Below are 12,594 nucleotides of genomic sequence, written 5' to 3'. Positions count from 1 at the left end.
GTGACAGTCTGTGCGGTAGTATCCGGCTTCATGAAGGGGCCCTTGTTGAGGGGAAACGCGTGTCGCAACACGTTTCTACCGCAACTGGGGCCTTCTTCAATTCAGGAACGCGACTTCTTCATGAATTATTCGGGCTAGAGGCCCGATGTTCCAAGCGATTTCCGTTCGTTACCCTGTCCAGGCGAGAGGGGAGAGCTGACGTGACCGCTGGAACGGGTTCGGATCTGGGTTCGGAGACGGCCGTCCATGCCGGCGGAGAGGAGCGTCTGACCGTTCTTCAGGCGAAGTTCGCGGCCTACCTTTCCTGGAGCCAGCCGTTTCTCCACTCCTTGATTTCGGGCCTGGACGAGCACGTCAACAACGTCGTCCTCTGCAATCGCACGGAGAACCTGAACCGCTTTCCGGTCCCGAACGTCGAGCGGATCCCGACCCGCTACCTGGTGAAGCCCCGGCTCGGCGTGCTCGCGGCGAGCTACCTGCGCCGTACCTGGCGGCCGGATGTGATGCACGGGCATTTTGGCTGGTCGGGCCTCCGGTTGCTCCTGATGAAGCAGATGATGCGGGTCCCGTTGGTCGTCACCTTTGGCGGGCGCGATGTCGGCTTGCAGATGCTGCTGCCGGATTTCGATCGCCTGTACGCGGCGATGCTCGGGGGAACGGACGCGATCATCTGTGTCTCGAAGGACCTGCGCAGCAAGTTGATCGACGCGGGTGCCGACCCGGATCGCATCCACGTCGTCTACCGCGGCACGGACCTCTCGCGTTTCGAATACGTCGATCGCAGGGCGCGACCTGCGGACGATCCGGTTCGAGCGCTGATGGTCGGACGGATCGTCGAAAAGAAGGGCCACCGCTACGCGCTCGAGGCTCTCGAAGCACTGGCGGCCAAGGACAAGAAAGTCCATCTGACGGTGGTAGGCGAGGGCGAGGCCTATCACGAAATTCGACGACTTCGCCGCCGGCTGGGGCTGCAAGGCGAGGTCGAACTGGTCGGATCGACGGACCACCACGGTGTGCGCCAACACATGCGCGAATCCGATTTCCTGGTGCACTGCTCGATCACCCCCGAAAGCGGTGACGTCGAGGGAATTCCCAATGTCGTCGTCGAAGCCCAGGCCATGGGCTTGCCCGTGATCGGAACGATCCACGGCGGGATCGGCGAGGCCGTTCGGGATGGCGAGACGGGGCTGCTCGTTCCGGAGCGCGCGGTCGTGCCCTTGACCGAGGCCATCGAGGCGCTGATGGATCGGGAGCGCCGCCTTCGCTTCGGGCGCCAGGCCCGGGATTTCGTCGAGGCCAACTTCAACATCAAGAGCCAGGTCGATCAGCATCTGGCCATCTACGAAAAAGTGGTGGCCACGACGCGCTCGGACCCGGAGTGGAAGGTTCACAACTGGCTGCCGGACGACTACTCGGCGCTGGTCGATTGCACCCTGTTGGCCCAGAACATCCGCCATCCAACCGAGTTCTCGATTGCCGAGCTGCTGGAACGTCTCGTCTGGGCACGCCGACTCGAAGGACGTCTCAACGCCAGCTCCGAATTCGAGGCAGATCCGGACGGCGCCGCCCGGGCCTTCTTGCCCGAGGCTAGCCAGCTTTCTGGGGGCGAGGTCGATGGAGAACGCCGGGTGGGCCTACCCAGGGCGCTCTTCTCCGTTCTGCGAGCGGTGGTTCGCCGGGCTCTGGGTCGGTCCGAGAAGGGCGCCACCGTGGAGACCACACTCGAACAGCTCTACAACCTGAAGGGCTACATGCCCCAGGCAGTCAAGTTCCCGATGAAGATCGGTCTCGGCCGCATCCTGGCCTGGGCCATCGAGCGCCGGCACAAGGCCCGCCACGGGCAGATCGGGACACTCGAAGAGGTGGATCGCCGCGTCTTCGAGTTCTTCCGTGCCGGCGGTGACCTCGATGCCTACGAGTCCGCCCATGAGCAGGGTCCCCAGGAGTCGCTTCCCCCGGGCAGCCCGCTGGCCTGAGCGGGTGGCGACGGATTCCGGATCCAACCCGCCGGCAGACGCGTGAGGCGATTCATTCCGGTTGGCACGGCGACGGCACGCAAGGCCTGCTTCGCCGGCGCTGGGGCGGCGGTGCTGATCCTGCTCCTGCTTCCGAAGCCCTGGGAGCTTTCGACCGGCCCCGGCTTCGCGGATGTGCCCGGGCGGCCCTTCCGGGAGATCGTGGCCATCTCGCTCTTCTGGGGAACCGCCTTCAACGGGCTCCTGTGTCTGGTCCTCGCTGGGACAGCCCGGCTCTGGTCGCGTCCGCTGGAAACGCCTCTTCGGGTTTCGCCCCAAGCGCCCATCAGCCGCCGGATCTGGATCGGTCTGCTGCTCCTCGCGGCGCTCGCCGGCGCCCTGCGCTGGCCGATCAGTGGCCGATCGCTTTGGTGGGACGAAGGATGGTCGATCGATCGGGTGATCGTGGGCCAGGCGCTTCCAAGTGAAGATGACCCGGATCGGCTAGAGCACGAGCCTCCAGCCTGGTCGCATGTGCTGTGGCGCTACGGAAAGCCGACGAATCACATCCCGTACAACCTGTTGGCGCGGGTCTCGGTCGACGCCGAGAGAATCATGAGCGGCGCCGAAAGTTGGCAGTTCTCGGATCGCGCGTTCCACCTGCCGGCAGTGTTGGCCTCGATGCTGAGCGTGATCTTGTTGGGCGTCTTCGTCTGGCGGTTGGGATTTCCGGGAGCAGCCCTGGCGGCGGCGGGCCTGCTGGCGATTCATCCGTGGCATCTCCGGTACGGTGCAGAGGGGCGCGCCTACACGTTGAGTGTGCTGATCGCGGTCGGTGCAGCGTTGCTGCTCCAAGAAGCGCTCCGGTGCGGGCGTTTTCGACAATGGCTCGCGTATGGCGCCAGCATGACGCTCTTGATGTGGATCCAACCGGCCCATATCTATCTGGCGGTGGCCTTCAGCGTGGCGGCGCTGGCTGGGATCGCGCTGACCCAGGCCAGCCGACGAGACCGGGCGACCCTGCTGCTTCGCTTCGTGGTCGTGAATGTCCTCGCCGTGATGGCCTTCGTCGCACTCTGTGCGCCGCTCATCTCCCAGGCCATGGACTGGAGCGATGTCTGGCAATCCGGCGACACGGTGAATGCGGGTGTGCTTCGCCGGGTCTGGGTCTGGATGACGCTCGGCGTGCCGTTTCGGGCCATCACCGAGAGCATCGCCCACGACCCCTTCCCCTCGTTCCAGGCCTGGATGGAGACCGCACCGTGGCTGGGGGCGTTGGTGTTTCAGGGGGCTCCGCTGCTCGTGGCGATCGGCTTTGGCCGGGTGGTGGCGCGTCCCGGTCCGGCACGCTGGCCGCTCGTGGCGCTGGTACTGGCGCCGGCTCTGATTCTGTTCGTGTCCTGGGCGAACCAGATGTACTTCTATCCGCGCTTCGTGATCTACGCCGCGGCGGTGTTCGCAGCGCTGCTGGCCATCGCCGCCGAGGGGGCGCTCGCGTTGGCCGCAGCGCGGTTCGGTGCCGGTCTGCGCCGGGTTCTGGTGCCCGCCGGATTGCTCGTGTTGGTCGCGGCCTTTCAATGGCTGGTGTGGCCCGAGACCCAGCTGCTGCTGACGCGCCCCTACTCGCCCATGCGAGAAGTCGCGGAGCGCTTGCGTACGGAAGCGGGCGATTCGCCCAGTTCGATCCTTCGTGCGGGCTACGGCCTCGGCGGTGGAATCGTGCGGATCTACGATCCGTGGATCCAGTACGTCGATGAGGCGCGGGAGATCGTGGACCTGGAGCGAGAATCCAGGCGCGCCGAGAAGGAGCTGTACGTGTTCTACGGGTATCCTCGTCAGAACGAAGCCAAGCGCCCGGACGGCATCGCCTTGTTGCTGGATCCGGAGCGCTATGCGGAAGTCGGTCGCTTCCAGGGAATCGAACCGCAGTTCACGTATCGGCTGTTCCGGTATCTCGCGTCCGGCGAAACAGAAGAGGGCTCAGGAGGCCTCTGAGGCTCGCCCGCGGCGGCTCCATCGACTGCTCGGAGACCGTTGCCTATTCTCGGCCGAACCGGTTCGGGAGCTGCGGCAGCCAATCATGTGCGGGATTTTCGGCTTTGCCGGCTTCGAGGATGATGCTCTCTTGCGCCGCATGGGGCAGGTGATCGTTCACCGTGGGCCCGATGGCGAGGGCGCCTACACCGAGCCCCGCTTCTCTATGGGCATGCGGCGGCTGTCGATCATCGATCTCGAAGGTGGAAGCCAGCCGATCGCCAATGAGGACGGCTCCCTCATCGTGTGCTTCAACGGGGAGATCTACAACTACCGGGAGCTTCGCGACGAGCTCGTGAAGCTGGGCCATCAATTCAAGACCCAGAGCGATACGGAGATCCTGGTCCACGCCTACGAGCAATGGGGGGTCGATAGCCTCGATCATCTGAATGGTATGTTCGCCTTTGCCCTCTGGAACACCCGGCACAGGGAGCTCTTCATCGCCCGGGATCGCGCCGGCCAGAAGCCGCTGTACTACACCCAGCAAGGCGGGCGGCTGCTGTTTGCATCCGAGGTGAAGTCGCTCCTCGAAAGCGAGGACGTTCCGCGGGCGTTGAACCGTCAGGCGGTCGATCCCTACCTGACGCTTCGCTATGTGCCCCAGCCCGAGACGCTCTTTGAAGGCATCCGCGTCCTGCCGGCGGGCCACTTCATGCGCTGGCGTGAAGGTGAGCTGACGATCCGTCGCTACTGGGATGTGGAGACGCCCGGCGGACCCTACCGATCCGAAGCCGAGGATCAGCAGGAGCTGGAAGAGGTCTTCGAGGACGCGGTGCACCTGACGATGAGGAGTGATGTCCCTTTCGGTGCCTACTTGAGCGCCGGGATCGATTCGAGCCTGGTGGTGGCTGCGATGGCGCGTCACACCGACCGAGTGAAGACCTTCTCGATCGGCTTCGATTCGCCGATCGATGAGACGGCAGATGCGCGCAACCTGGCCGCCCGGCTCGGCTGTGATCACCATGAGATCCACGCCCGGCCCGAAGATTTCGAGCATCTGCCGAAAGCCATCTATCACCTGGAAAGGCCGATTGGTGACGTGCTGATCCTCGCCTACTACTTGCTGGCCGAGACGACCCGCCGCGAGGTGAAGGTGGTGCTCTCGGGGGAGGGCGCCGACGAGAGCTTCGCCGGCTACTCCTTCCACAAGATCATCCGCTGGACGGAATGGGCCCATAAGGTCGTGCCCGGTTTCCTGACCCGCAATGTGGTCGCGCCTGCGGTGGCCAACGCACCCGTGGACATGCTGGACAAGCTCTTCGTCTATCCCGCCCACCTCGGCAAGCAGGGGCGTAAGAAGACCGCCGACTACTTGCGGCACTACAAGCGCCGCAGCCTGAACAGCAACTACATCGCCTTGAAGGCGCTCTTCGATCTGGACGAGCGACGTGGCCTCTACAGCGAAGGCTTTCGCGGAGCGGCCACGGAAGATTGGGTGCGCGGCGATCCGCAGGAAGGCCCTTTCCTAGATCGCCTGCTCAAGCTTCAATTCGACGACTGGCTCCAGGACAACCTGCTCTTGCGCCAGGACAAGAACACCATGGCCCACTCCTTGGAGCTGCGATGTCCCTTCCTCGACCATCGCATCATCGAGCTGGCCTTCCGGATGCCTGCTCGCATGAAGCTGCGGGGCTTTACAGACAAGTACGTGGAGCGCCAGCTCGGGAAGAAGTTCCTGCCCGGCGAAAACGTGCAACGCAGCAAAAATCCGTTTTACTTCCCGCTCGAGTATTTTCACGAGAGCAAGGCAATCCAGGATTTGATCCGGATGTGCCTCGATGAGGAACGGGTGCGGCAGCGTGGCCTCTTCGACCCGAAGGTCGTGAGCCAGCTGCGAACACGAATGGAGACCGGCGAGTTCATCTACCTGAAGCAGGTGATGAGCCTCGTCATTCTGGAACTCTGGCAGATGATCTTCCTCGATCGCGAGACGTTGTGGTGAGGAAGTCCTTGGAAGGGGAAATGCGATGATTCTGATTACTGGTGGTGCAGGCGTGGTAGGTCGGCGGCTCTGCAAGGGCCTCATCGAAAAAGGCTTCGAGATTCGAGTTCTCGATCGGCCGGGCACGAGTCTTCCGGGCCTGGATGTCGATCTCGTACACGGGGACATCACGGATCCGACGACCCTGGAGGGGCTCTTCGATGGCGTCGAGACGGTCTACCACCTGGCAGCCGTGATCCTGCCTCCGGACGACTCCTGGTTCCAGCGGGTGAATGTGGAGGGCACCCGCAACGTGATCGAAGCTGCGACGGAAGCCGGGGTGAAGCATTTCGTGTTGATCTCGTCCGCTTCGGTCGTCTATCCGCATACCACGGCCTACTCGCTTTCGAAGCGCCAGACCGAGGCGATGATCTCCTCTCAGACAGCCATGGCGTACACGATCATTCGTCCGACGCTGGTGTACGACGAGAACGGTGGCGAAGAGTTCATGCGCTACCTCGATCAGTTGAAGAGCTGGCCGATCGTGCCGATCATCGGGGACGGCAAGGCCTTGAAGAATCCGGTGCATACGGACGACATCATGGACGGCTTGATCGCCATCGCCGGAAACGAGAAGACCCACGGCAAGACCTACGCCTTCAGCGGTGGCGAAGAACTCGGCATGTGGGAGCTCTCGAAGCTCATGCTCGCCCATCAGGGGATGAGCCGTCCGTTCGTGAAGATCCCCGTCTGGGCGGCCAAGGTCGTCGCCTGGGTGCTGGGCATGGTGATGGCCAAGCCGCCGATCTCGTGGCAGATGATCGCCGGTGTCATCCAGGACGCGAACCTGAGCCACGCGAACGCCACGGAGGATTTTGGCTACGACCCCAAGGGCGTGCATGAGGGCTTCCAGATCTGCTGGCCTCGTTAGCACCGCCGCCCGTGACGGTCGGTCCCGCCGAGACGCGTCTCGAAGCCGGTCTGCTCGCGCTGTTGTGTGCGGTGGTCCTGGCCTATTGGGCGTTCCAGTTCCAACCCTTCGTGGTGCCGAACAACGACTACGCGTCCTTCGAGCGCACGGCCCAGAGCTTCGCCGCGTTGGAGCCCCCTCCGAATTACAAGCGGATGCCGATCCTGCCGGCACTGATGGCGTTGGTGGGGCCCCACCTTCCGGGCGAACGTCCGTACCTCGCGGCGGCTCTGGGATGGAACCAGCTGTTCTCCCTGGCGAGCCTCCTGGGACTGTTCCTGATCGGGCGTCGAACGATCGGCGGCGGCGCGCTGCTACTCCCGCTGCTCTTCGCGACCACGACCCAGTTCCATGCGAACGGGCTTCAGCCCCTGGTCGAGCCGAGCCTCGGTTGCTTTGCGATCTGGGCTTTTGTCTTTCAGGCTCGGGGTTCCGGCTGGCAGTATGCGTTTGCCGCGGCTGCGGCGTTGTCTCGCTACGAAGCCGCCGTGCTCATCCCGATCCTCTTCCTGGCGGAATGGGCCGAGGGACGACGGCTGGGTCCTCCGTTCTGGAAGGCCGCAGGGGCCACGCTTCCGCTGCTTCTCTGGGCGGGTACCGGAGCCCTCGGCGGCACGGGGGGGACCAGCTACTACGATCTGATGGCTGGCATGGGTTTCCAGCCCGCCCCCGGCTTCTTTCTGCGATCGCTGAAAGAGCCCTTCGCGGGTTGGTACACGAGCCGATGGATCTGGTTCATCCCCTTCGTCGGGGTGGTGGTTCTTCCGCTCGTGGCGGGCATCGTCGTCGGGCTTCGCGAACGCCGAGTGGCGGCGCTTTCGATGCTCGGATTCGGCCTGGTGTGCGTTTCCGTGATCGTCGGATTCGGCATCAACAAGGCTCGTTATGTCTACTCCACCGAGTGGATCTGGCTGCTGTTGTGGGTGTGGGGAGCGTTCCGTCTCGCGGAATGGGGAGCGCTCGCCTTGGAGCGGTTCAAGCCCTGGGGAGCCAGGGCAGTGGCGGGAGTGAGTCTCGTGCTCTCGGCTTCAGGCCTCGTCTTCTGGGTGCGCAAGATGGCGGCGGAGCAGCAGACCTTGTCGTTGGGCATCGAGTTCGCGTTCCTGGCGGTTGCGGTCGTTCTCGGCGGAGTCGCAATCGTGCGCGGATTGGCGTCGGTATCGACGCGTCCGTGGCGGATGGCGGCGGCCGCCGGTCTGCTGGTTGCGGTCATCCCCCTGGTGGCCGGCGGCATGCTGGGGAAGCAGCGTGCCGTGCACAAGATCTTCTACGCCAATTGGTCTGCGGTTCAGGTGGCCGAATGGCTCCAGCAAAACGTCCAGCCAGGAGAGAAGGTGGCTTTGCTGCCCCGTACCCACGTGGTTCATCTGGCCGGGATCGAGCCGCAACGGCTCGTCTCCTATTCGGGATTCGAAGCGGAGGATCTCGAGGGCCTCCGCCCGGAATTCGAACGCAAGGGGATTTCCCTGGCGGTCTTTACGGATCGCGGTCCTCTTCGGAATCCCTCCCACCACCACTACTACCGGCTGAAGAAGACCTACCTGGCGGAGATCTTCGAGACCGGCGCTCCCGTGGCTGGATTCGAGCATTTGGCGACGCTTCCCCTTCCCGAGCATCTGGACGAGAAAGACATCCAGATCTACCGCTTCACGGGAAAGCGCTGAGCCCCGCGGGATGGTTGCCAGACGCGAGCCGGGGGGCGATGGTCCCGACAAGATGAACGAGGAGACGCTCGCCTACCGGGACAACCCGCGCTTCTGGCCCTATATCCAGATCGCTCGGATCGACCATTGGTTCAAGAACGTTTTCATGCTGCTCGGCGTGTTCGTGGCGTTCTTCGTGGATCCGAGCCTGTTCGGCTGGTCGAGCGTTCCGGTCCTGCTCCTGGCGCTGTTTGCCACCTGCCTCACGGCCAGCAGCAACTACGTCCTGAACGAGACCCTGGATGCGGCCTTCGACCGGAAGCATCCGACCAAGCGTCGTCGTCCGGCCGCCAACTGGGAGATCCGCCGCCGCTACGCGCTCATCGAGTGGCTGGTGCTCGGGGCGATCGGCATCGGCCTGGGGCTGCTGGTGAACGTGCCGTTCACCGCCTCTCTCATCGCCCTGTGGGTGATGGGCGTGTTCTACAACGTGCGCCCGATGCGGACCAAGGAAGTTCCGTACATCGACGTCCTGTCGGAATCGGTGAACAACCCGATCCGGTTGCTGCTTGGATGGTTCGCCCTCATTCCCCACAGCTTCCCGCCGCTCACGTTGATCCTGGCGTACTGGATGGTGGGCGCATTCTTCATGGCCATGAAACGCTTCGCAGAATACCGGGAGATCGGGAACCCGGGCGTGGCAGCTCGTTATCGCCAATCGTTTGCCTACTACGACGAGCCGCGCCTCCTGATCAGCCTCTTCTTTTACGCGATCGCGAGTGCGCTCTTCTCGGGCATGTTCATCGTCCGCTACCACCTGGAGCTGATCCTGGTGGTACCGCTGCTGGCGGGCTTCTTTGCCTACTACATGCAGCTCGGCCTCAAGCCGAACAGCCCGGTGCAGAACCCGGAACGGCTCTACCGCGAACGCGGCTTTGCGCTCTACATGCTGGCGACCATGGCTTTCGGGGCGCTTCTGATGCTCACCGAAATCCCCGCGCTCTACGACCTCTTCAACGTCGAGCTTGCCAAAGCCCCAGCGCTCTGGACCCTGGGCCGCCCCTAAGCAAGTCAACCAGCGGGGACGGAGTTTACAATTGACTTGTTGAGGGGCTGAGCCCCTCAACAAGTCAATTGTAAAATCCGTCCCCGCTGGTTGACTTATTCGGGTTCGAGGACGCCTTGCAGGGCGTCCTCGATGGTGTCGAGAGAGCGGATGTCGAGCTTTTCGCGCACTTCATCGGGGACTTCGACGAGATCTTTTTCGTTGCGTCGGGGGATCAGCACAGTGGTGACACCGGCGCGGGCCGCAGCGAGGAGCTTCTCCTTGATGCCGCCGACCGGCAGGACGCGTCCGCGCAGGGAGATCTCGCCGGTCATGGCCACGTCGCCCCGGGCTCGGCGTTCTGAAAGCACCGACACGATTGCAGCCGAGAGCGCCGCGCCTGCGGAGGGGCCGTCCTTGGGGACGGCTCCGGCGGGAACGTGGAGGTGGATCTCCATGCCGTTCGCAAACGGCTCGGCCAGACCCAGGCGTTCTGCATTGGCGCGAACCCACGAAAGAGCGGTCTCGGCGGATTCCTTCATGACATCACCGAGCTGGCCGGTGAGCCGCAAGCGGACGCCTTTCCCTCCGGGCACGGAGGAGGCTTCGATGAACAGGATGTCGCCACCGTGGGCCGTGGCCGCCAGACCGACGACCACGCCAGGCAGCGTCGTCCGCTCGGCGGTCTCCGGAAGATGAGGCGGCGGACCGAGTGCCTCGGAGGCGAAGGCCGCATCGGCAACGATCGGCGCGGCTTCCGGGGAGCCGGCAATGCGGGCGGCGACCTTTCGCATCAAGGTGGCGAAGTTCCGTTCGAGGTTTCGGACACCGGCCTCCCGGGTGTATTCGTGGACCACCAGATCGACCGCGTCGTCGGTCACCTCAGCCTGTTCCGATGTCAGGCCGTGGGCTTCGAGCTGCTTGGGGATCAGGTGGCGGCGGGCGATCACGAGCTTGTCGCGATCGGTGTAGCCGGGCAGCTCGATCACTTCCATTCGGTCGAGCAAGGCCGGGGGAATGGTCGAGAGGGAATTGGCGGTCGCGATGAAGAGCACCCGCGAAAGATCGAAGGGCACCTCGAGGTAGTGATCGGAGAACGTGTTGTTCTGCTCCGGGTCGAGCACTTCGAGGAGTGCGGACGAAGGATCTCCGCGAAAATCCGCTCCGAGCTTGTCGATCTCGTCGAGCAGGAAGACCGGGTTGTGCGAGCCTGCCCGTCGCAGATTCTGCAGGATGCGGCCGGGCATCGCGCCGACGTAGGTGCGCCGATGGCCGCGGATCTCCGCCTCGTCGCGAACACCGCCGAGGGAAGCCCGGGCAAACTTCCGGCCCATGGCGCGGGCGATCGAGCGCCCGAGGGACGTCTTGCCGACGCCCGGTGGCCCGACGAAGCAAAGGATCGGCGCCTTCGCGTCCGGCGCGAGCAAGCGCACGGAAAGGTATTCGAGAATGCGATCCTTCACCTTCTCGAGATCGTGGTGGTCCTCGTCCAGGACCTGTCGGGCAGCGGCCAGATCGAGATGATCGTCGGTAGAGACCGACCAGGGCAGATCCGCCACGCATTCCAGGTAGGTACGCAGCAGGTGACGATCGGGCGCGTGCTGGGGCAGGGCGCGGAAGCGTCGCAGCTCCCGGTCCGTATGCTTGCGGGCCTCGGCAGGCAGTTCCGCGTTCTCCAACCGATCGGCGAGATCGTCCGCCTCGCGTTGACCTTCATCGCCTTCGCCAAGCTCTGATTCGATATCCCGCATGCGTCTTCGCAAGAGTCTCTCGCGGCGTTGCGGGTCGATCTCGTCGCTCGATTCTTCGTCCTTCAGTGCCTGCTGCGTCTCCGCGATCGTCACCTCACGCTCGAGAACGCTGGCCAGCTTCCAGAGCCGGGCCGCGGTATCGGGCTCGGCCAGCAGCTCTACCCGCTCTTCCATGCTCATGGGCAGATTCGCGGAAATCAGATCGGCCAGGAGCCCGGGCGTGGGAAGCTGGCTCAGCATCGTCTTCCACTCGTCCGGGTAGTCGTCGCGTACCTCGATGACCTGGTGGGCCAGATGCAACACGTGCTGCCGGGCCGTCTCGCCCTCCGGGCTGGTCTCCGCCGCCTCCACGATCGGGTCGATGGCAACCCTCAGGCCGCCGGGGCTTCCCGGGAGCTCGCGCATTCGCGTCCGGACTACGCCGACCACGAGCGCCTGGCGCGCCTCGTTGCGCGCATCCACCACCCGCACGACCCGGGCGATACACGCCACCGGGTGGAGATCGTCCATGCCAGGGTTTTCGGTTTCCGGATCCCGCTGGGAGGCGACGACCAGGTAGCCACCATCGCCGGCTTCCTCGAGGGCGGCCAGCGAGCCGGGGCGGCCCACCGTGAGGGGCACGTTCATGCCCGGGAACACCACCGCGTTGCGCACCGGCAGCACAGGCTGCTCGGCAGGCACCTCCAGCATCTCGTCCCCGAACACACGAATGCGGACCGTGTCCGTGCCATTCGCGCCCATTTCGTCGCTCAACCCGACCCTCCCCCGACGAGGTGAAGACCCAAACCTAGGCCCCATGGGGCGCTGGTCAAACCGGCGTAACTGCGCGACAAGACAGGGGAAACGTCTGGGGCTGATGCACCGGGAGGCCGGCTGGGCTCTCGGCCTCTACCCAGCCAACGCGACCCCGCTGGCTCGCTGCAGGCTCGATGACAGAACGCTTCCCGATTGCCGAACTCGACCAGGTCCAGACCCGCCCACTCGGCCCATTCCCGGAGACGGCCGAGCTGCGCTTCAGGGTGCTGCTGCGCCCTCGGCTGCCCCCGGCGTAGAGAGCTGCCCTTGCCTTCTGAGGATCCTCCTTTGATCCGAAACGGTCGTTTGTTGACCGCTGATCGGGTCCATTCATAGCAACGTAAGCGGTCAGACATCGACGTTCTTCCCCGGCTCGCCGTCACGATGTAGACCCACCGCATGACAATCCAGAAGGAGGCGGCGTGCGGGTGCAAGCGAACGGCAAGGTGAGACGGTCGAGCGAAGAGTGGCGGGAGATCC

The 12,594-nt window shown here is 64.3% G+C and carries 7 protein-coding genes; 6 read left to right on the top strand and 1 reads right to left on the bottom strand.

Annotation, left to right across the window (positions count from 1 at the left end):
• Positions 1-200: 200 nt before the first annotated feature.
• From GY937_00420 to GY937_00395, 6 genes are all read left to right on the top strand, one after another.
• Positions 201-1,976 (top strand): glycosyltransferase family 4 protein, encoded by a 1,776-nt coding sequence (locus GY937_00420; GenBank protein ID MCP5055170.1) that lies wholly within the window; start codon positions 201-203, stop codon positions 1,974-1,976.
• Positions 1,977-2,018: 42 nt separating this feature from the next.
• The gene (locus GY937_00415; protein ID MCP5055169.1) at positions 2,019-3,950 is read left to right on the top strand and encodes a hypothetical protein; all 1,932 of its coding nucleotides are present in this window, start codon (positions 2,019-2,021) and stop codon (positions 3,948-3,950) included.
• 85 nt (positions 3,951-4,035) lie between these two features.
• On the top strand, positions 4,036-5,931 hold the full coding sequence (asnB, locus tag GY937_00410) for an asparagine synthase (glutamine-hydrolyzing) (protein MCP5055168.1): 1,896 nt from the start codon (positions 4,036-4,038) through the stop codon (positions 5,929-5,931).
• Positions 5,932-5,956: 25 nt separating this feature from the next.
• Complete coding sequence (locus GY937_00405) at positions 5,957-6,841, top strand: NAD-dependent epimerase/dehydratase family protein (GenBank protein ID MCP5055167.1); 885 nt, start codon at positions 5,957-5,959, stop codon at positions 6,839-6,841.
• A gap of 11 nt (positions 6,842-6,852) precedes the next feature.
• Positions 6,853-8,544 (top strand): hypothetical protein, encoded by a 1,692-nt coding sequence (locus GY937_00400; protein MCP5055166.1) that lies wholly within the window; start codon positions 6,853-6,855, stop codon positions 8,542-8,544.
• A gap of 52 nt (positions 8,545-8,596) precedes the next feature.
• A complete protein-coding gene (locus tag GY937_00395; GenBank protein MCP5055165.1) occupies positions 8,597-9,589 on the top strand; it encodes a UbiA prenyltransferase family protein in 993 nt (330 codons plus the stop codon).
• A gap of 95 nt (positions 9,590-9,684) precedes the next feature.
• On the opposite strand, the gene lon is transcribed toward GY937_00395, so the two are convergent.
• A complete protein-coding gene (gene lon / locus GY937_00390; GenBank protein ID MCP5055164.1) occupies positions 9,685-12,072 on the bottom strand; it encodes an endopeptidase La in 2,388 nt (795 codons plus the stop codon).
• Positions 12,073-12,594: the final 522 nt, after the last annotated feature.

Source organism: bacterium (assembly GCA_024228115.1).
Taxonomy (GTDB): Bacteria; Myxococcota_A; UBA9160; order UBA9160; family UBA6930.
The sequence above is the reverse complement of the archived record's forward strand: the minus strand, read 5'-3'. Positions and strand labels throughout refer to the sequence as shown.